We start from the raw sequence: 20,350 nt of genomic DNA, 5'->3' as shown, positions 1-20,350 counted from the left end.
AGCATCCTCATCACTCCAAGTTTTAATACTTCTATTTTAAAACAAAAAAAACTGTAGGCAAAGTCGATTTTCATCGAGTTTGTCTACAGTCTGAAATTCACTGCCATTAATGGCAGTGAATTTTATTTTTATAAAGATATTTCCTTGGTAAACAAGTCGAGGGGAGGCACGTAAATATGCCTATTTGACCGGTAATAATAAGTTAGTTCAGGAGGCATAATAAGCATATGGATATCTTCAAATCATATTATGGAAACTTTACTTGCTTATTTATTTTGTGTTTTCCAGTCGAAGTTTATTTTCTCATCATCCCAAGGAATTCTTTTTTCATCCGGCCGAGATGGATTATATGATTTAGTCGTACAATATACAACAGTTGCTGATTTTTCACCAAGTACTCGATATCCGTGGGCTACTCCCTTTGGGATGAGCAAGATAATCGGATTGTTTTCCCCCATATAATAGACATTGGTTTCCCCTTTTGTACTGGAATGCTCCCTTAAGTCATATAGAACCACTTGGGCATTGCCGGAAGGGAAGAACCAGAGGTCATCCTGTTCTTCATGGTAGTGAAAGGCTTTGATGACCCCTGGATAGGAGGTTGACCAGGAAAGCTGGCCGAAATGAGTTAACAGGTGGTCGTCATCTCTAACAACTTCTGCAAAAAAGCCTCGATCATCACTGTGTTTGGTTAGTTTTTTTGAAATAACACCTTCAATTCCCATTTTTACCATCTTCCTTTGCTAAGAATTCATGTAATCCCTTTTTCCAATTTCGCATGTGGATCCCATTAGTGTTTATCTTTTTATGACTTAAGACAGAATACTTGGGTCTAGGAGTTGCCAGGCCATATTCTTCTGTAGAAACAGGGGTGACTACCGCATCTGATTGTAAGTATTTAACGATTTCCATAGCGAATTCATACCAGGTGCAAATTCCGGAATTGGTGACATGATAAATTCCGGCTGGCTTCGTCAATAATTGTTTAATGGCAGTTGCCAGGTCTTTTGTATAAGTGGGGCTTCCAAATTGGTCATCAACTACACGAATTTCCTTAGTGGAAGCAGCTAATTTTTTAATGGTGTTAACGAAATTTTTCCCATTATGACCGTATAACCATGAGGTTCTTATTATTGTGGATTCCTCATAAGCAAGGCGCATGAATTCTTCACCGAGTAACTTGCTTTTTCCGTAAATGGTATGGGGGTAGGTTTCGTCATCTTCTTTATATGGTTCGGTTTTTTTACCGTCAAATACATAATCTGTGCTGATATGGAGGAATTTCACCTTTTTCTCTTTTGCTTCACATGCTAGATAATAGGGGGCAATGCCATTGATTAAATAAGCATTATCAATATTCGTTTCACAAAGGTCCACCTGCGTATATGCTGCAGTATTGATAAGGAAATCTGGTTTGATCTGTTCGAGCGTTTCTTCAATTTGTTTGCGATTCGTAATATCCAGTTGTTGTTTGGTAAATGGATGTACTAAATAATCGTCCTTCAGTAATTGCATAAGCTCTTTTCCCAATTGTCCGCCGGAACCCGTAATGACGACCTTCTTCATATGGATGCACCAAAGTTATTGATATGCCATTGGACCGTATTTAGTAATGATTGATCGAAGGTTGAGGATTGTTTCCAACCCAATTCACTTTGTAACTTCGAAGAATCGATTGCATATCTTCGATCATGGCCTTTTCTGTCTTCAACAAATTCAATTAATTTATCTGATTTACCCATTATCTCTAAAATCCTCTTTACGACATCTATATTCTTCTTTTCATTTCCTCCACCAATATTATAAACCTCACCAGGCGTGCCACTTTCAAGAATAAGAGAGATTGCTTTACAATGGTCTTGGACATACAGCCAATCTCTTATTTGCTGACCATCCCCATATATAGGGATTTGCTGATCTTGAAGGGCTTTTAAAACAATGGTTGGAATGAATTTTTCCTTATTCTGAAAAGGACCGTAGTTATTGCTGCACCTGGTTATCATTAATGGCAATTTAAATGTTTCATAGTAAGCGCGCACTAATAAATCCGAGCTTGCTTTTGTTGCGGAGTAGGGGTTGTTAGGTGATAGAGGAGACAATTCGGTAAATGGTTGCTGAACTGGGGTAAGAGTTCCATATACTTCGTCTGTTGAGATATGAATCATTCTTTTCGCTACCCCTGTTTTTAATTGTTGTAATAATTGATAGGTACCGACAATATTTGTTTGGACGAAATCATCAGCATTTTGAATGCTATTATCTACATGGGATTCAGCGGCAAAGTGGACAATGGCTTCATACTTTCGATCCATCGTGGCTTCCAAATCGCTCTTGTTTGAAATGCTACCTTTCACGAAACGTAACCTGGGGTTGGAGGTTAAGGCCTGTATTTCCTGTGGATGGCTTGCATAGGTCAGGGAATCTATTACAGTTATTTGATACGAAGTATGCTCAAGAAGATAATGAACAAAGTTGAGGCCGATGAAACCAGCACCACCTGTAACTAGAACATTCAAAGAATGGCCACCTTTCAATAAATAGTCTACGGTAAATTTTCTACTAACCTTAAGAGGTATTGCCCATATTCATTTTTTTCTAATGGCTTCGCCAATGCAAGAAGCTGTTGAGCTGATATGAATCCCTTACGAAAAGCAATTTCTTCTATACAAGCTATATGGACATTTTGCCTGCTTTGGATGGTTTGGATAAATAAAGAGGCATCAAGCAGTGATTCATGGGTGCCTGTATCCAACCAGCTGAAACCTCTGCCTAATAATCGGACTTTCAGTTGATTCTTTTTGAGGTAACATTCATTTACGGAAGTGATTTCATATTCTCCCCGTTCTGATTTTTTAATGCTCTTGGCAATATCGATAACGTTATTATCATAAAAGTATAGGCCAGTGATGGCATAGTTCGACTTGGGAACGGAAGGTTTTTCCTCTAAAGAAATCACTTTCAGATCCTTGTCGAATTCTATAACACCGAATCGTTCTGGGTCTTTCACATGATAGCCGAATATCGTTGCTCCATCTCCTGCGGTAACGACTTCTTCCAATGTTTTTGTGAAATTATGTCCATAAAAAATGTTATCCCCCAATATTAAACACACAGAATCTTTACCGATGAAATTTTCTCCTATAATAAACGCTTGTGCTATGCCTTCTGGTCTTTGTTGGACGATATAACTTAATTTAATTCCCAGTTGGGACCCATCTCCCAATAAGTGTTCATATTTAGAAATATCAGTGGGGGTTGAGATGATTAGAATATCCTTTATTCCAGCAAGCATAAGTACGGAAAGTGAATAATAAATCAATGGCTTATCGTAAACGGGTAAAAGCTGTTTGGAGACGGACTTAGTTAATGGATATAATCTTGTGCCGCTTCCTCCAGCTAATATAATGCCTTTCATTTCCTTTTCACATCCTAAAGAAGATAACATCTAGGTGGTCATGTCTTTCTACGGAAAATTGACTTAAATCATCTTATGCGCTTGCGTTTATGAGTATGAGTGGACAGGGAAGGCGGAAATTGCTTGAAAATTAAAGGCGGAGATGTGAATTCTATAATAAATCTAAAGCCTACTTACCGGGATGTAAGGTCATTTTATAAATTGAGTTTTTTCTCAAAATATGCTTTGTTTAATAGCATTTGAGGGTCTTGGGGACGGTATTTTAATGCCTTTTCGTTGTGTTGATACCCCAACTCATGTTGACCTGCTTTATCATAACAAACAGCTAGTTGTAGGTGAGGTAACCAAGTTGAACAAGAGTGATTTTGAAAAGAGAGGCCATCTGCTTCTTTATTGGCTAAGGCACTTTCATACCAATAAATAGCTGATGGTATTTCATTTTTTTGCAAGAAATAATAGGCTAACCTACAGCAAGTTTCCGGTTTTGGAGTACCGTAGGCAAGAGTGTGCAAAACCCAGGTCAATTCCTGTTCTTTCAAACCAAGTTTATTGTAGCAATCCGCTAATTTGTTGCATGCTCTAATATTATCCTCAACCCAGCCCTTTTTCGTGTTTAAAAAACGAAGGTAGTACTCAATTGCTTTTTCGACTTTTCCATGATCCAGCAGTTCATTTGCATAATAGAAAAGATCCCGGGGGGAGAACTCTTTACCGGATGAATCTAAGTTTTCATAGATACGTAAGTTACGTTCGGCATCATGATTAAGAGGCATATGTGAGACGGATACATCACTTTGAAATAAATGGCCATAGACCTCTAAATACTCGTGGACATTTCCAATCCATTTAAATCCTCTTTCGCGTTTAACTAAACGGTATCTTCTTAAGCTGGAGGTCACATTATTTTCTTCATCAAAAGCCAGATTATAGTTCATTGAAACGGCATCAATTTGGGAGTCCATTGTGTTTTTTAGTTCTAGAAAGGCCTCTTGGTCTTTCTCTAAAAAAACATCATCTGCATCCAGCCATAAAATGTAGTCAGTTGTAGCTTGTTGAAATGCATAATTTCTTGCAGCGGCAAAATCCTCTATCCATGTAAAATCGAAAATCCGTTCTGTATATTTGGCAGCAATCTCTTTTGTACGATCGTCAGAACCGGTGTCTACAATATTGATTTCATCCACTATTTTACTCACAGACTCTAAACATCGTCCAATTACAGCTTCTTCATTTTTTACAATCATACATAAACTAATCGTAGTCAAAACCTCATCTCCCCATCCTTCCATGGATAAATCAAATTCAATTACTGATTATGGATTTAATTACGGTAAACCCACCATTTATCATCTTTTTTTAGCATGTATGAGCATTTGATAAATAGTAGAGTAGTTGGATAAATGCTCCATGTGATATCCGAATTTTTCAGCTAGAAAACTAACTTCATTAAAGAAAAGTTGTGCTTTTGTATCGGGGGTAAAGTAATTATACGTTTGGGACTGAACGTCAAATAATGGAGAAGGAAACAAACCGAGTACAGTATTAGGGGTGAAAAAGCGCAAATGGGTCCGATCTAAAATCCCAGCATCCGTATAGTTCCAGTTTCCCTGCAATAAAGGAAGGAGAGCGTCTGCATGTGAAATATTAGGGATGCTGCAAATGAGTGAACCATTCGGCTTTAGGTAGATAGATAACTTTTCAATGACTTTCCATGGGTTTTCTAAGTGTTCTAATATATCTGCCAAAATAATCGTATCAAAGGTAGCGGTTGGATATGGAAGGTCCGTTGATTCAATATTTAGCGTATCGACACGTTCAAAATGATTCTTGGCGATGGAACCTACAAATTCATTCAATTCCACACCATATAATTTACAGGATTGTCGATTGAGTAACTCCATACCAGTAGCTCCAGCCCCGCATCCAATATCCAGAATCTTTTTTGATTCCAGTGGTACGAGATTAACAATTTCAGGTCTTGGATGAACGTAATAAGTTAGATCAACTTTCCACTTATCAAGAAATCTCTGCCGATTTAAATGATACAAATGTTGGATGTTGATATCTTGATTGGCTGTAAAGGTGGCATGGCCATGATGATGTACAAATGAATCATAGGCTATTCTCAATTGATAACCTTCTATCAATGTACGAAGACATAAATCGTCATCTTCAAAGGACCCATATTCAAACCGTTCGTCAAAACCACCGATTTTATCAAGCACTTCTTTTTTCACTAGTAAGCAAAATCCTACTAAACGCATGACTTGCTTAGACTTGCCAATATTTTTTTGACAGAAATCCGCTGAAAAATCATCGATACCGTCAATGTCGCTATAATCCACTGCAATTTGCTGTGGGCCACTTACATAATTACTCACGGGTCCGACCATGCCTATTTTTTCGTCACTATAAAGCAAGGTGAGCATTGATTGTAGCCAATTTTTTGTCACGATTGTATCATTATTTAAAAATAAAACCGTATCGCCCGTTGCAATATCAAGTCCTTGGTTACAGCCTTTTGCAAACCCAGCGTTCTTTTCATTGAAGATGGTCTTTAAAGAGGGAATACTTTTTAAATGGTCGACTGTCCCATCTGAAGAGCCATTATCAACGACGATAATTTCTATATCTTTGTCATCAGTATGTTCTTTAATGCTGGCAAGGCACTGTTTGGTTAAAGGTAATTCGTTATATGTGAGAATAACAATACTGGTTTTCAGTATTACCTCCACCTTTCATAGTTAATATTCAATTAAATATATGTGGGCGTTAAAGATTTAGTGAATCCTTCCAGGTGTTCGTTAAGCGATATAGGTGGAAAAGATAGAAATTTCTTAAGGTAAGATTCATGCATCGACCTATAATTCGCACTTGACAAATGGGTTTAATGAGCTTAGTATTTACTTACAATTACTAAGACTGCTGACCAGATTACTGGAGGCTTCCCATTCAAGTGGATGGAAAGCCTTTTACATTTTTATGCCTTTGAATGATTAAATTCATATGGGAACAAAGGACGAATTAAAGGAGGAAAGAAATATTGGGGATATTGCTTGAAAAGACTTTAGAAAAGAAAAAGTTTCTAATTGATCAATTAATAAGTAAAGGCATTTATAAAAAAAATAATATACATCTTTATGAATTAAGGTTATGTGAATTAGAAGAAGAGTATCTTAAAATTCAAATCCAAGAAAATAAATAGATTATGGACGTGGAAATACATGTAGGTATTTTAAATATGTGATAAAAAAGGAGAGGGTTGTGTGGGGGATACGATAAGGAAGGGTATGGAAGAAAGACGAAAAAAGTTAATTAATAAACTGAGTATCGCTTATCAAGATGAAAGCATGGAGCAACTGTTGAAGTTATCTTTAACTGAATTAGAAAATATGCATAGCAAACTTTTGTTAGAATACCATCCACATAATGATGTAGGTTCTCTTCGCTGGTCGAAAAAGAAATAAAGTCATTTTTGTAAACGCTTTCTTACTGTGCCTGGATAGGTAGCATCCATTAAGGATGCTGCTTTATTATTTGTTCGGAACGTTGTAATTTGCATTCTATTTCGGCTTTCCTTTGTTTTGAAAACCATGTATAGTTATTGTTATATAATTGAATATTTTGAAAGTTCAAATAGGAAGAAGGGGAAGCATGAACTTATCGATCTCTGAAATGTTCATCGGGCAGATTGCAAGGTTGCAACGTACATTTAGTATTTCAGACGTAAGGATATGTAGTGAATTAACAAATGACTATAGCCCGATTTATCAATTGAATAAAGAGGAGTGGAAAAGCAATTACGACCAGCCAGTCATTCCTGGTCTCCTAACAGAAGGGTTAATCACCCAAGTGATTAGTGAAAAACTTCCGGGTAGTGCCTGTGTTTTATTACAAAAGGAATTAATCTTTTATCATCCAGTGCACGTTGGTGATTTAATTACGGCGGAACTTGAAGTAATTGATATTAATATCGATAGAAATTGGGTTACACAAAAGGTCACTTGCTATAATCAAACGGGAATCGAAGTGATTAAAGGACAAGTTGTAATTCTACTCTTAAAAAACGATCAAGTTGTTTTGTGATGTATATGGAAAAAGTGATAAATGAATTAAAAAGTTGGGGCTCAATAGAAGTGAACCTAAAAGGGAAAGTACATGGTGTTAGTCCAGATTTTTTAGAACATTTTAGTGTTATGAAGGATGATGTAATAGGTAAATCAATCATGAATATCATTCAAACCTCTCCGAAAAGTCCTTTAGAAAGTCGTGATCCGAGGAAAGTCTTCTCTGGTGTCATTTTTGGCCATGCGTGTTTTATTAAGATTACTAGAAAAGATCAAAATAACGTTTATCACGTCATCATACGGCAAGAAGAGTTAGAATATACCGATTTGTCATTTTATGCAAATACATTGGAAAAATACAAAAATAGGAAAATATCCAGTGTTGAAACAAATCAGTATGATTTCGAAGGGATTATAGGAAATAGTCCTGCAATCGAACGGATTAAGGAACTTGCGGCTAGAATTGCAATAAGCAATTCAACTGTACTCATAACTGGGGAAACGGGAACAGGAAAAGAACTGTTTGCTCAAGCCATACACGGTTTGAGTACAAGAAAGGCCCACCCTTTCATACCCATAAATTGTGCTGCCATTCCGGACGAATTATTTGAATCTGAGGTCTTTGGGTACGAACCTGGTGCCTTTAGTGGAGCAAAAAAGGAGGGGAAGCCAGGGAAAATAGAATTAGCTCAGAACGGTACGCTTTTCTTGGATGAAATATCAGAGCTTCCTTACCAGGCCCAAGGAAAGCTTTTACGTGTTTTGCAGGAACGCGAAGTAGAAAGACTGGGTGGAACAGGGAGTAAAAATATCGATGTTCGCATTATTGCGGCAACGAATAGGGATTTAAAAACGCTCATACAAGAAGGAAAGTTTCGTCAGGATTTATATTATCGTTTGTATGTGTTTGAATTGAAACTTCCATCATTGAGAGAGCGAAAGGAAGATATTCTTCCATTAGGCTATTATTTTATCAATCATTTCAATAAGATTTTAGGATGTGATGTAAGGGAGATAGATCCCACGCTTCAAGAATGGTTGACTTCCTATAATTGGCCTGGGAATGTCCGTGAGTATCAAGCATTTATCGAACGCGGGATGAATTTTGCTGAGGGGGCGACATTGAAAATGGATTCTTCACTTCTGGCTCCTCACATGAATGTGCGAGACTCATATGACGGCTCAAAAGAAAACGCTTACTTTGGGAGTTTGGATGAAGTGGTAAGAAATGCTGAAGCATTGGCTATCCGGCGTACATTAAAGGAGTGTGGCGGAGATCGTTCTTTAGCCGCTCAAAAACTTAAGATTCATATTGCGAGCTTATACAGAAAAATATCGAAGTATAACCTGAAATAGCATGGTTATTAAATGGTTTTTATACAAAGGGGCTGTCTAATAAGTCCTTATTCCAGTGAATTTCGCAAAAACAAAGAGGCAGAAATGTTGTTAAATCAACGTTTCTGCCTTTTATTATTTATACAATTTCGGTGTAATTACACCTTTTGGGACAGCCCCTTTGTGTTTCGCATTTCTGTTTTGCAAGTTTGCGAAAAGTAGTGAAACTGATAAAATACTTTTCCTTTAAAAGCCTCTAAAGCACAAATCCATCTTGGCACGCATCTTGCAATATAGAATAGCAACAAGGGGGAATTCTCTCTTCCGTTTAAGAGGGATATGTAGATTCGTTTTGAACAATTGATGTTTTTCACCAGACTTACAATTCTGAAAAAAAGGGAGGAATAAGATGATGGATTTTACATTTACGGAAGAACAAGAGTATTTTCGAAAAATGTTGAAGGAATTCGCAAAAGAAGAATTGCTGCCACACTATACTAAGTGGGACCGAGAAGAAGTCACGCCAAGGCATTTGTGGAAGAAGCTTGGTGAATTAGGGGTAAATGGTTTGCGTATCCCCATTAAGTATGGGGGTAGCGGAGCTGACTGCGTCACCACCGGGATTGCTGCTGAAGAGATAGGGCGTGGGGATTTCAATCTAACCTATGCAGTCATGCTGAATGCATTGATTGGTGAAATTATAACCAATCATGCTAGAGAAGAATTGAAAAACGAATGGTTACCCAAGATTGCAAGTGGGGAGAAGATTGTTGGCATTGCCATTACGGAGCCTTCAGCGGGTACAGATGCCGGGGGAATCAAAACAACTGCGGTACATAATGGAAATGTATATGTCCTTAATGGTGAAAAGTCGGGAATAAGTGTAGCGACTTGTGCAGATGCTTTCGTTTTATTCGCCAAGACAGAACCTGATTTGGGGAATCGAGGAATAAGTGCATTCATTGTTCCATCCGATCTTCCTGGAGTGGAATGCAAAGGGTACAAAGACATGGGGAATATACCAATTGGCAGGGGCTCCATTTATTTGAATGATGTTGAAGTTCCAGAGGAGTATATGATTGGACTTCAAAATAAAGGTTTTTCCCAAGTGATGAATGGGTTTGACCTAAGTCGTTTATTAATCGGGCTGCAATGTGTAGGGGCTGCTTCGCAAAGTCTCGATGAGACGATTGAACACGTTAAAGTAAGACAATCTTTTGGTAAACCATTGGCGACATATCAAGGGGTTTCATTCCCCATCGTGACTCATTTTACCCAATTGGAATTGGTGAGATGGCAGGCTTATCGTGGACTTTGGCTTCGTGACCAAGGATTGAAACATAGTAAAGAATCGGCTTCCGTAAAGTGGTTAGGCCCCAAATATAGTGTGGAAGCCATTCATGAGTGCCTATTGTTGAATGGGCACTATGCTTATACGAAGGAAATGCCCTTAGAACAACGTATGCGGGATGTGATTGGATTAGAGATTGGTGATGGAACTGCACAAGCCAATATGATGGTCATTGCAAAAGACATTATCGGAAAAGAATTCCGGTCTTATTAGGATAGTGGACGAAGGAATGGATCATTTAAATCGCTATTTTATCGGTCAAATCGCCAGAGTGCAAAAAACCTTTACAGAAGATGATGTGACACGGTGGAGCTCACTGACACATGATTACAATGATGTGTATGGTCTTGATATTTCTAAAAGGGATGGAAGGTCCTCGATGGTCCCAGGAATTTTAAGTGAGGGGCTCATTACGGAGGCAATCAGTAAGGAATTACCTGAAGGACCATGTGTCATCATTCAAAAAGAACTGGTGTTCATTCAACCGGTACAAATAGATAGCACGATTACTGCCGAAATAGAGATCATTGATGTCGATATACAGCGACATTGGATAACGATGAAAGTGAGATGTATGAATGAACAGCGTATTGACGTCATTCAAGGGAAAATCATGATACAGCTATTAAGTGAGGGAGGAATTAAACGATGGAATTAACTGATGTTTTATATGAAAAAATGGAGGGCATAGCAAAAGTTACGATTAACCGTCCTAAAGTCTACAATGCTTTTCGTGCAAGAACGATCCAGGAACTAATCTGGGCTTTCCGTGACGCATGGGATGATAACAGAATTGGTGCAGTAATTTTGACAGGGACCGGTGAAAAGGCGTTTTGTGTCGGTGGTGATCAAAAAGAAAAAGGAGAAGAAGGAGGGTATGATCATTCCGGTGGCTTAGGAGGTGGGATGGGATTAGAAATTGAAACCCTGCACCAAACCATTCGAAACATCCCAAAGCCTGTCATCGCGGCAGTGAATGGATATGCCATTGGAGGAGGCCATGTCCTACACGTCATCTGTGATTTGACAATTGCATCAGAAACGGCAAAATTCGGGCAAAGTGGCCCAAAAGTAGGGAGTTATGATGCAGGATTTGGTTCTGCGTATCTTGCCCGGATAGTCGGTGAAAAGAAAGCGAGGGAAATCTGGTATTTGTGTGAACAATATTCCGCACAGGAGTCAAAAGAGATGGGACTTGTGAATAAAATCGTCCCTGCAGATCAGTTGCAACATGCGGCAAAAGAATGGGCGATGAAGATTCTTGAGAAGAGTCCGACTGCATTGAAAATGCTTAAGTATTCCTTTAATGCCGATAGTGCAAACATCCAAGGGATATCCCAGTTATCGATGGGTAGTTTAGCGATGTTTTATAACACACCAGAATCAGAAGAAGGAAAAAATGCTTTTCTAGAAAAAAGGCCAGTGGATTTTAAACAATTCAGAAGATGATAAAGGGGATGAACTCTATTGAAATTTGATACGATTTTGAGTCAGGAATATGTGGAAAAATACCAATCTATTTGGCCAAATCGAACGATTCTGGATTATTTACATGATGTAATAGAGAAAAATCCGGAGAAGACGGCAATCATTGATAAAAAAAGCCGTTATACGTATAAGGAGTTGGGAAAGCTAGTCGATCGGGTCGCTTTAGGTCTCATTCATATAGGAATGGGAAAGGGAGACGTCATCTCTTTTCAACTACCAAATTGGAATGAATTCATTATTCTCCATTATGCCGTCACTCGGATAGGGGCGATAAGCAATCCCTTGATTCCCATTTATCGTGATAGGGAAATTGGATTCATGGTGGAGATGGCGGAATCTAAGATGATTGTGGTTCCGGATCGTTTCCGCGACTACTATTATCCTGACATGATTGAGAGGCTAGCTCATCGGTGGCCTTCATTAGAACATGTTTTTGTGGTCGGCGAAGAAGTACCGAATGGAATGAAAGCGTTCTCTTCCCTGCTTGAGAAACCATGGGAGGAGCGGATGGATGTTTCCATTTTAGATGCCATCAAGCATGATCCGAACGATATTACAGAAATTATCTTCACCTCGGGAACGACCGGGAGTCCAAAAGGGGTCATGCATACACATAATACGCTTTGTGTATCAACGAATTATTGGATTGACCATCTGCGTTTAACAACGGATGACGTGCTCTTCATGGCATCCACCTTTGCCCATCAAACGGGATTTGGGTATGGTGTGCGGTTACCTACCCATTTTGGAGGTACTGGTGTCTATCAAGACATTTGGAACCCGAATGAGTTTATTGAGTGGATCGAGAAGGAGAAGATAACGTTTACTGCGGGTGCAACACCCTTCCTGCAAGATACCGTTCAATTGGAAGGGATAGAAAGGGATCATATTCAATCACTTCGAGCCTTTGTAGCTTTAGGTGCCCCAATTCCTAGACAGCTTGTGAGAGAAGCTAAAGAAAAAGTCCCATTCAAAATACTGTCGGGGTGGGGACAAACGGAAAATGGCTTAGTGACATTGACAAGACTTGATGATTCGGAAGAAAAGTTAACGAGTACGGATGGAGCCCCTTTTCCTAATATGGAGCTCAAGATAATCGATTTTAAAGGAGAAAGTTGTCCTCCTAATGTAGAAGGTGATTTACTCGCAAGAGGCCCTGCGATGTTTGTCGGGTATCTCAAACGAATGGAAGACACTATAGCGGAACATAAGAATGGTTGGTTTATTACCGGGGACCGGGCGGTAATGGACGAGGATGGATATATCCGAATTTCCGGTAGAAATAAAGACATCATCATTCGAGGCGGAGAAAATATTCCGGTTGCATATGTAGAAAACGTATTATACGAACATCCCGATGTTTCAACCGTACAGGTTATTGCTGTACCTGATACACGCCTTCAGGAAAAAGCATGCGCTTGTATCAGCATGAAACCAGGGAAGGTTCCCATTACAATGGATTCAATGAAGGAATTTCTCTCGAAGAAAGGCTTAGCTAAACAATATTGGCCAGAACAGCTAGAAATTTTGACGGAATTCCCACGTACCCCAAGCGGGAAAATTCAGAAGTTTCGTCTGAGGGAAATGATAAATGAAAAGATTGGAGACAACATTTAAGGCCAGGGTAGATGATCGATTAAAAGAAAATGAAAAAATGGAGGGATTGATATGACTAAACGAGTCGCTTTTATCACGGGGGCAGGAAGTGGCATTGGCAGAGAAATCGCAAAAAAACTGGCTTCAAGAAATATGAGAGTGATTGTGGCAGATATCAATAGTCAGAATGCGGATGAAACGGTTACTTTAATTGAGCAGGAGGGGAATGAAGCTAAATCCGTTTATTGTGATGTAACGAATTTGGATAGTGTAAAAAAAGCTGTGGAAGATTCGGTGGGCCATTATAAAAAGATTGATGTATTGGTCAATAACGCAGGGTGGGACAAGGTAGAACCGTTCTTAAAAAGTGATCCAAGCACGTGGAAAAGACTCATCGATATTAATTTACTCGGCCAAATTCATACGTGTAAGGAAATTTTACCGCTTATGATAGAAAATAATTATGGGAAAGTAGTCAATATTGCTTCAGATGCTGCAAGGGTCGGCTCTAGCGGGGAAGCGGTCTATTCCGCAGCAAAGGGTGGTGTCATTGCTTTCACGAAGACAATTGCAAGAGAAATGGCCCGTTATAAGCTTAACATCAATTGCATTGCCCCAGGACCAGCGGACACTCCATTATTTCAAGAGATTGGTTCGTACAATGAAGGGATCACAGGGGCCTTGGTAAAGGCGATACCATTCCGTCGTTTGGCTCAACCGGAGGATATTGCGGGTGCTGTTGCATATTTTGTTTCGGATGAAGCGGGATACGTCACAGGGCAAACCCTATCTGTCAATGGAGGATTAACGATGGCTTAATAATGAGTAAGGGTTTTCCTTGTAAAGTTGAATGACCTGTAAAGAATGCATGTTTCATAGAATGGAAGGAAACTAGATAGGGAATGACTTATGAAGGGAGTGGATTTTTTGGATTTTGAATTTTCAGACGAGGTCACCTTGTTAAAACAGGGTATCCGAGAGTTTATTGATAATGAGGTAGAGCCACATGCTATGTTAATTGAAGAAAGTGATGAAATTCCAGAAAGCATTTTACGGAAATCCAAAGAAATTGGTCTATTTGGTCTTAGTATTCCTGAGTCATATGGTGGGCTGGGAATTGATATGGTGGGAAAATGTTCCATTCTGGAAGAGTTGGGGAGAACGCATAACGGCTATACCACTGTCATTGGCGGACATACTGGGATCGGTGGCGTCGGAATAGTAGAGATGGGAAACGATGCACAGAAACGAAAATATCTACCCGATATGGCATCGGGTGAAAGAATCGGGGCTTTTGCTTTAACGGAACCCAGCGCAGGATCGCATGCTACCAATCTTAAAACAACCGCGATTAAAAGTGGTGATAAGTATATCTTGAATGGGAGCAAGCATTATATTACCAATGCGCCTATTGCGGACATTTTTACAGTCATGGCAGTTACGGACCCATCAAAAGGGGCAAAGGGCATCACTTCCTTTATTGTCGAAAAAGATTTTCCTGGATTCCACATAGGAAAAATCGAGAAGAAAATGGGTCTTCATGGATCGCATTCTTCAGAGATTTTTTTCGAAGATTGTGAGGTGCCTGTTGAAAATGTTTTGGGTGATGTAGGGCAAGGGTATGTTAATGCATTGAAAATTTTAGCAAATGGACGTGCGGGAATGGCAGCAAGAAACTTAGGTTCGTGTGATAAGTTACTTGAGATGTCGATTGAATTTGCTCATATGCGAATTCAATTCGACAAGCCAATCTTTGAGCAGCAAGTCATTCAACATTACTTGGCCGAGATGGCATTGGATACGGAAGCTCTTCGTTCAATGACCTATCGTGTAGCGTGGATGGTAGATCAAAAAAGGAACGTTATTAAAGAAGCGGCCATGGTTAAATTATTAGGGTCGGAAACGTATAATCGGGTGGCAGACAAAGCTCTCCAAATACATGGAGGGATTGGCTATATATCTGAATATCCAATCGAACGTTTTTATCGGGATGCACGCATTACCAGGATTTATGAAGGGACTTCCGAAATTCAAAAGAATATCATAGCGGCACAGCTGGATAAGCAATACCAAAGAAAATCAGGAAGTCGAAGGATAGGGGTATAGAGCTATGGATCTTAACCTTAAGGGGAAAAATGTTTTAATAACGGGTGCAGCCAAAGGGATAGGTAAGGAAATTGCTTTAGCAGCGGCAAGAGCTGGTGCCAATATTGCTCTACACTACCATGAATCACAGAAAGAGGCAGCAGAAACAGCAGAAAACATTAAAAAATGTGGAGTGAAACTTGTACTTGTACAGGCTGACCTTTCCAGGTTAGAGGAAGTCCAAGAAATGAAAGTGGTCACTAAACGTGAACTGGGAATCATTGATGGTGTCATTAATAATGCAGGATGGACACAATTTAAATCATTTTTTAAATATGAACCGGGTGAATGGAAAAAGGAAATGGAGGTCTGTTTTTACGGAGTCCTTCATTTGGCACATACATTTATGCCGGATATGATGGATAACAATCAGGGCAAATTCATTAATATCGTGGGAGACTCCGCCCGGACTGGTGATAAGAACCTAATCATATCAGGTGCAGCGAGAAGTGGGACTATCTCTTTTCTAAAATCCCTATCCCAAGAAGTAGGCAAGAGCAATGTTCAGTGTAATACCATTTCACTAGGATTAATCGATCAAGGTCAATCATTTGATACCGTCATGTTAGAAAAGCTAATCAAGCAATACCCGATGGGACGATTAGGAAAGGTGGATGACGTGATTGGAATTACCCTCTTTTTGTTGTCCAATTGGTCTGATTGGATAACCGGTCAGGTTATTCCTGTAAACGGAGGACATAGTATGATCGGTTAGAAAATATGCGGGTAACTCTGTATCCTTTAAAGGTGTTCATAAAAAGCAGGCTTCATCATTTTACTAGGGAAAAGAAAAGCTGTCGAGATTTTCTCGACAGCCTGACGAACTTGCTGGCATAGAAGTTCGTTTTTCTATTTAATGGAGTTATGATCCTGTTATTGTTACATGCTTTTAACTAGTAAATAAATAAAATAAGGTGCTCCCAAAATGGAGACAACGATACCTACTGGAAGTTCCATAGGGGCCAGGATGACTCTGCCTATCGTATCAGCGGATAACAGAAGAAGACCGCCCAATGCTGCCGTCATTGGCAGTAATCTCGTATGCCTTGGTCCCACTAATTTTCGGGCTATGTGTGGAGCAATCAAGCCTAAGAAAGTAATACCGCCACCAACGGATACACACGCGCCTGCTAAGGCCACTGAAATAAGCAATAATAGTCTGCGTTCTTTTTCGATAGGGAGACCAACCCCTATGGCAATTTGGTCACCTAATCCCATAACATCAAGTATTCTTGATTTATAGAAGGTTATCGGAATCAGGATGAGCAACCATGGTAATAAAGCCCAAACAAAAGTCCAGTTCGTCCCCCAAATGGTCCCTGCCAGCCAAACGATGGTCTTCATGAAATCATTTGGCTCCATTTTCATCTGAAAAATGACCAAGCCTGCCCCAAATGCTGCATTTATACCGATACCGACCAACAATAACCTTACAGGTGTCACTCTTCCATTTTTCCACGATAGTACATAGATTAAGAAAGCGGCAAGAAATGCACCAAGTAAAGCGGTGAAAGGCATGATGAATATGGATGCCCAGCCCGTTAAGAAAGTAGTTCCCCGAAAGAAGAACATATACAATACAACGGCAAACCCTGCGCCTGAATTGATTCCGATAATCCCGGGGTCTGCTAAGGGATTTTGGGAAAGTCCTTGTAAAATGGCCCCTGAAATGGCAATTCCCATTCCGACAAGTATTGCCATGACTATACGCGGCAAACGAAATTCAAAAATGGTTAACTCGTTCTGAGGGGTGCCATCGCCCAATAGAGTTTTGATAACATCCCCTAAAGGAATTTTTATGTAGCCTGCATTAATGCTGATGAAAAAAACAAGTACGATTAAAAGGATGCTTGTAATAAGCAAAGACTTAAAGTGATTCCCCTTTTTGTACATTACATTCCGCTCCCTTCTTTACGAGCTAAATATAGGAAGAAAGGGACACCTATGATGGCCGTTATGGCTCCAACAGGTGTTTCAAACGGCGGGTTAACCAAGCGTCCTAAGATATCCGAAATTAGCAATAAGGTTCCGCCCAAAACAGCAGAGCAAGGAATGATCAAACGATAATCATTTCCTACTAAAAATCGCACAATATGCGGGATGACCAATCCAATAAAGCCGATCATTCCGGCAATCGATACTGCTGCACCTGTTAATAATAACACCACAATCGTACCAATGAACTTTATCAGGGGAATGTTTTGCCCAAGCCCCCGTGCCACTTCCTCACCCAGGCTAAGGATGGATATGGAACGTGAAAGGAATAAAGCCAACAAAAGCCCTCCCAGAATAAAGGGTAGAGCAAATGAAATGTGCTGTGGTTGGACGCTCGAGATGCTCCCTACAAACCAAAAGCTAATATCTTTTGAGACGTTAAATTTGATACCAATCGCTGTGGAAAGGGAACTTAGTAAGGAAGCAATGGCTGAACCGGCCAACGCCAACTTGACTGGAGTACTTCCACCCCTGGAAAGCGATGTGATTCCGAAGACAATGGCAGCACCCAATCCTGCACCAGCAAAAGAAAACATCATTAAACCTATATAGGTCATGCCAGGCAGAAAAGCGAGGGCAATCGCTATTAAAAAGGAAGATCCTGCGGTTACTCCCATAATGGAAGGATCGGCCAATGGATTTCTTGTCATACCCTGCATAATGGCTCCAGATACGGCTAAGGCAGCTCCTACGCATACTGCAGCAATGGCCCGGGGAAATCTTAATTCTCTAATGATGACATGAGATGAATTATTCTGATCAAATTCAAATAAGGCATTAAACACATCGCGATAATTTAAATCTGCAGCTCCAAAATTAACGGACAAGATAATGGAAATGACCATACCGCCCAAACCTACTAGTAAGATAACCATACTCACAAAGAGATTCTTATTCGTATGAAGCAATGTGGTGTGTTCCTTTAGTTTTGAATCCATATTAACAACTACTCTCTAAAAAATGATTGACAATATTACCTTTCTATAATTAAATTAGTTGATAACAATTATCATTACCAAACAAATAATAGTCTATCATATCTCTAGGGGGATTCAAATGTATAATGTCATGAGTAAGAAAAAAATCATTCAATTACTAGGCGCCGGCCTATTAGCAATATCTTTAGCTGCATGTGGTGACGATGATGCAACTAAAGACGATGTTTCGACAAGTCAAACAGATGAAACATCAAGTAAAGAAGCAGTTAAATCAAAAACACTGACGGATGCCATGGGAAATGAAGTGGTCATTCCAGCTAATCCGAAACGTATCATCGCTTCATATCTTGAAGATAATTTGGTGGCTCTTGGTATCAAGCCAGCCGCTCAATGGAGTGTAAGTGATGGAGCAGAAGTTCAAGGATATCTACAAAGTGAACTAGAGGACGTTCCAACCATTCCATATGATCTTCCATTTGAATCCGTACAAAAAGTGGAACCGGATTTAATCATTATGGATTCTGCCACCATGGTTGAAGGCGGTAAATATGAGCAATATAATAAAATTGCACCTACATATGTAATCGGAAACGAAGTTAATAATGACTGGCGAGATGAATTGAAACGCGTCGGGGAAGTATTCGGCAAAGAGAACGAAGCCAAAAAGGTTTTGACGGATTATGATAAAAAAGCAAAAGAAGCAAAGGGAACCCTTGAGGAAAAAGTGGGGAATCCTTCTGTAGCTGCAGTTTGGTTAGTTGGCGGGAAATTCTTCATTGTCAGCGATAACCTTTCAAGTGGAGCTGTCATGTACGGTGACTTAGGGTTAAAAGAACCGGATGTTGTGAAGGAAATCTCCGCTAACGCAACTGGGAACTGGAGTGAAATTTCTTTAGAGAAACTAGTAGAGTTGGATGCTGAACACCTATTTTTGATCAATAGTGATGATTCCGCTGGTTCAAAAGCTTTAAGCGATACGTTATGGAAAAGCGTACCTGCTGTCAAGGCTGGGAATGTTCATGAGTTCTCTCCTAATGAAAGCTGGTTGTATACAGGTGCCATTGCTAACGGGCAAATCATTGATAATATTTTAAAAAGTTTAGTAAAATAGTATAGTGTAATAAAGGCTATCACTTTTGCGAGGATAGCCTTTATTTTTTGCGGAAGTGTGTAATTGCTCTTCCTGTTTTTGTGAGTGAATATCTACTGAAAGAAGGTCATGATATGGGCCACTTATTAACAAAAGATTTGTATGTAGGCTACCAAGATCACATCATCGTCGATAATATGAATCTTCAATTCAAGAGTAACGAAATCACTACTATAATTGGGCCGAATGGATGCGGAAAATCTACATTGCTTAAGGCTATCACTAGAATCATTCCTCATATGAGAGGAAGTGTGTTGCTAGATGGTCAGTCGATAGCAAAGGAAAATACTAAAGAATTGGCAAGGAAAATGGCCATTCTGCCGCAAACCCAAGATGCTCCTGTTGGTTTAACTGTCCAGGAGCTCATTTCTTACGGGCGTTTTCCATACCAAAAAGGGTTTGGTAAATTATCTTTAAGAGATTATGAAATAATAGATTGGGCCCTGGAGGCCACGAATACGGCAGAATTCAAATTTCGCTCCGTCGATTCTCTTTCCGGTGGACAGAGGCAACGTGTCTGGATTGCGATGGCATTAGCTCAGGAAACGGAAATCATCTTTTTGGATGAGCCGACAACATATTTGGATATGGCACATCAACTTGAGGTACTCGAGCTGTTGAAAGATTTGAATGAAAAGCAAAATCGGACGATTATAATGGTACTGCACGATCTAAACCATGCCTCGCGATTTTCACACAACATGATTGCATTAAAAGATGGTGTCCTTGTAAAAGAAGGTCTGAGTGAAGAAGTGATGAAAAAAGAAATACTTAAAGAAGTTTTCAATATTGATGCGGAGATCGTAGAGGATCCTCGTACAGGAAAACCATTATGCATGACGTATGATTTAATTCGGAATAAATGAGGTG

At 39.6% G+C, this 20,350-nt stretch carries 21 protein-coding genes; 13 read left to right on the top strand and 8 right to left on the bottom strand.

All coding sequences use genetic code 11. The features are described 5' to 3' along the window. Window positions 1-266: 266 nt before the first annotated feature. The 6 genes from ACQKL0_RS10470 to ACQKL0_RS10445 form a co-directional block, all read right to left on the bottom strand. The gene (locus tag ACQKL0_RS10470) at window positions 267-725 is read right to left on the bottom strand and encodes a dTDP-4-dehydrorhamnose 3,5-epimerase family protein (protein ID WP_427687386.1); all 459 of its coding nucleotides are present in this window, start codon (window positions 723-725) and stop codon (window positions 267-269) included. Further along, on the bottom strand, window positions 715-1,566 hold the full coding sequence (rfbD, locus tag ACQKL0_RS10465; protein ID WP_427687384.1) for a dTDP-4-dehydrorhamnose reductase: 852 nt from the start codon (window positions 1,564-1,566) through the stop codon (window positions 715-717). Before rfbD ends, ACQKL0_RS10470 begins: the two co-directional genes overlap by 11 nt. After that, window positions 1,563-2,516, bottom strand: coding sequence for a dTDP-glucose 4,6-dehydratase (gene rfbB, locus ACQKL0_RS10460; RefSeq protein WP_427687382.1), 954 nt, complete (start codon window positions 2,514-2,516; stop codon window positions 1,563-1,565). Before rfbB ends, rfbD begins: the two co-directional genes overlap by 4 nt. A 26-nt stretch (window positions 2,517-2,542) precedes the next feature. Continuing rightward, entirely contained in the window at window positions 2,543-3,415 is an 873-nt protein-coding gene (gene rfbA / locus ACQKL0_RS10455; RefSeq protein WP_427687380.1) for a glucose-1-phosphate thymidylyltransferase RfbA, read from the bottom strand. 194 nt (window positions 3,416-3,609) lie between these two features. Beyond that, window positions 3,610-4,680, bottom strand: coding sequence for a tetratricopeptide repeat-containing glycosyltransferase family 2 protein (locus tag ACQKL0_RS10450; protein WP_427687378.1), 1,071 nt, complete (start codon window positions 4,678-4,680; stop codon window positions 3,610-3,612). Window positions 4,681-4,761: 81 nt separating this feature from the next. Further along, a complete protein-coding gene (locus ACQKL0_RS10445) occupies window positions 4,762-6,138 on the bottom strand; it encodes a glycosyltransferase (RefSeq protein ID WP_427687398.1) in 1,377 nt (458 codons plus the stop codon). Between the two features lie 320 nt (window positions 6,139-6,458). Between ACQKL0_RS10445 and fbpA the strand changes: the two genes are divergently transcribed. The 11 genes from fbpA to ACQKL0_RS10390 all read left to right on the top strand — a co-directional run bounded on the left by fbpA (window position 6,459) and on the right by ACQKL0_RS10390 (window position 16,112). Further along, window positions 6,459-6,620 (top strand): Fur-regulated basic protein FbpA, encoded by a 162-nt coding sequence (fbpA, locus tag ACQKL0_RS10440; protein WP_402872581.1) that lies wholly within the window; start codon window positions 6,459-6,461, stop codon window positions 6,618-6,620. A 61-nt stretch (window positions 6,621-6,681) separates the two neighbouring features. Further along, complete coding sequence (locus ACQKL0_RS10435; RefSeq protein ID WP_403080161.1) at window positions 6,682-6,882, top strand: Fur-regulated basic protein FbpA; 201 nt, start codon at window positions 6,682-6,684, stop codon at window positions 6,880-6,882. Window positions 6,883-7,069: 187 nt separating this feature from the next. Further along, on the top strand, window positions 7,070-7,501 hold the full coding sequence (locus ACQKL0_RS10430) for a hypothetical protein (RefSeq protein WP_402989540.1): 432 nt from the start codon (window positions 7,070-7,072) through the stop codon (window positions 7,499-7,501). Continuing rightward, window positions 7,501-8,838 carry a sigma-54 interaction domain-containing protein gene (locus ACQKL0_RS10425; protein ID WP_427687376.1) on the top strand — a complete coding sequence of 446 codons (1,338 nt, stop codon included), beginning with the start codon at window positions 7,501-7,503 and terminating at the stop codon, window positions 8,836-8,838. Before ACQKL0_RS10430 ends, ACQKL0_RS10425 begins: the two co-directional genes overlap by 1 nt. Before the next feature lie 388 nt (window positions 8,839-9,226). After that, window positions 9,227-10,381: an acyl-CoA dehydrogenase family protein gene (locus ACQKL0_RS10420; protein WP_402989534.1), complete on the top strand. Its 1,155-nt coding sequence runs from the start codon at window positions 9,227-9,229 to the stop codon at window positions 10,379-10,381. A gap of 16 nt (window positions 10,382-10,397) precedes the next feature. Next, a complete protein-coding gene (locus ACQKL0_RS10415; protein WP_427687374.1) occupies window positions 10,398-10,826 on the top strand; it encodes a hypothetical protein in 429 nt (142 codons plus the stop codon). Next, window positions 10,817-11,617, top strand: a complete 801-nt coding sequence (gene menB / locus ACQKL0_RS10410; protein ID WP_402989529.1) for a 1,4-dihydroxy-2-naphthoyl-CoA synthase — start codon at window positions 10,817-10,819, stop codon at window positions 11,615-11,617. Before ACQKL0_RS10415 ends, menB begins: the two co-directional genes overlap by 10 nt. 18 nt (window positions 11,618-11,635) lie before the next feature. Next, entirely contained in the window at window positions 11,636-13,273 is a 1,638-nt protein-coding gene (locus tag ACQKL0_RS10405) for an AMP-binding protein (protein ID WP_427687372.1), read from the top strand. Between the two features lie 51 nt (window positions 13,274-13,324). Further along, window positions 13,325-14,071 (top strand): SDR family NAD(P)-dependent oxidoreductase, encoded by a 747-nt coding sequence (locus ACQKL0_RS10400; RefSeq protein ID WP_407408726.1) that lies wholly within the window; start codon window positions 13,325-13,327, stop codon window positions 14,069-14,071. Between the two features lie 108 nt (window positions 14,072-14,179). After that, window positions 14,180-15,358, top strand: a complete 1,179-nt coding sequence (locus ACQKL0_RS10395) for an acyl-CoA dehydrogenase family protein (protein ID WP_427687370.1) — start codon at window positions 14,180-14,182, stop codon at window positions 15,356-15,358. Between the two features lie 4 nt (window positions 15,359-15,362). Then, on the top strand, window positions 15,363-16,112 hold the full coding sequence (locus tag ACQKL0_RS10390) for an SDR family NAD(P)-dependent oxidoreductase (protein ID WP_402989518.1): 750 nt from the start codon (window positions 15,363-15,365) through the stop codon (window positions 16,110-16,112). Window positions 16,113-16,276: 164 nt separating this feature from the next. Here the strand turns inward: ACQKL0_RS10390 and ACQKL0_RS10385 are convergent, their stop codons facing one another. Both ACQKL0_RS10385 and ACQKL0_RS10380 read right to left on the bottom strand, forming a co-directional pair. Beyond that, window positions 16,277-17,290, bottom strand: coding sequence for a FecCD family ABC transporter permease (locus tag ACQKL0_RS10385; protein ID WP_402872616.1), 1,014 nt, complete (start codon window positions 17,288-17,290; stop codon window positions 16,277-16,279). Then, complete coding sequence (locus ACQKL0_RS10380; protein WP_402872618.1) at window positions 17,290-18,330, bottom strand: FecCD family ABC transporter permease; 1,041 nt, start codon at window positions 18,328-18,330, stop codon at window positions 17,290-17,292. The genes ACQKL0_RS10385 and ACQKL0_RS10380 overlap by 1 nt, the downstream gene beginning before the upstream one ends. A 118-nt stretch (window positions 18,331-18,448) precedes the next feature. Here ACQKL0_RS10380 and ACQKL0_RS10375 point away from each other — a divergent pair, with 118 nt between their 5' ends. Further along, window positions 18,449-19,441: an ABC transporter substrate-binding protein gene (locus ACQKL0_RS10375; protein WP_427687368.1), complete on the top strand. Its 993-nt coding sequence runs from the start codon at window positions 18,449-18,451 to the stop codon at window positions 19,439-19,441. Between the two features lie 113 nt (window positions 19,442-19,554). Then, window positions 19,555-20,346: an ABC transporter ATP-binding protein gene (locus ACQKL0_RS10370; protein ID WP_427687366.1), complete on the top strand. Its 792-nt coding sequence runs from the start codon at window positions 19,555-19,557 to the stop codon at window positions 20,344-20,346. Window positions 20,347-20,350: the final 4 nt, after the last annotated feature.

The sequence above is a fragment of the Peribacillus sp. NPDC097264 genome, assembly GCF_050277925.1.
Lineage (GTDB): Bacteria > Bacillota > Bacilli > Bacillales > DSM-1321 > Peribacillus.
The sequence above is the reverse complement of the archived record's forward strand: the minus strand, read 5'-3'. Positions and strand labels throughout refer to the sequence as shown.